The following is a 271-nucleotide window of genomic DNA, read 5'->3' as shown; positions in this document are numbered from 1 at the left end:
TCGGTCATGACGGCGCTGCTCTCGGTCACGCAGCTAGTCGGTTAGAGCAGAGGTCATCGGTCATGATATCGCGCAACAGCATCATCGAAACTTTTTCCATGCGAGCGGGATACGGTCGCGCGCGGTCGCAAACGCCGCGGCGTTCGGGCGAGGCGGGCTTCACCCTGGTCGAGATGCTGGTGGTGATCGCAATCATCGGCCTCATCATGGGGCTGATCGGCCCACGGGTCCTCAATTATCTCAGCGAGTCCAAGGTCAAGACCGCGCGCAT

The 271-nt window shown here is 60.9% G+C and carries 1 protein-coding gene; it reads left to right on the top strand.

Annotated elements, in window-relative coordinates; translation table 11 throughout:
• Positions 1-62 precede the first annotated feature (62 nt).
• A partial coding sequence (locus CVH10_RS20725) for a prepilin-type N-terminal cleavage/methylation domain-containing protein (RefSeq protein ID WP_219924917.1) occupies positions 63-271 on the top strand: 209 nt, incomplete at its 3' end.

This window comes from Halomonas sp. ND22Bw, from assembly GCF_003011945.1.
Classification (GTDB): domain Bacteria; phylum Pseudomonadota; class Gammaproteobacteria; order Pseudomonadales; family Halomonadaceae; genus Halomonas; species Halomonas halophila.
The sequence above is the reverse complement of the archived record's forward strand: the minus strand, read 5'-3'. Positions and strand labels throughout refer to the sequence as shown.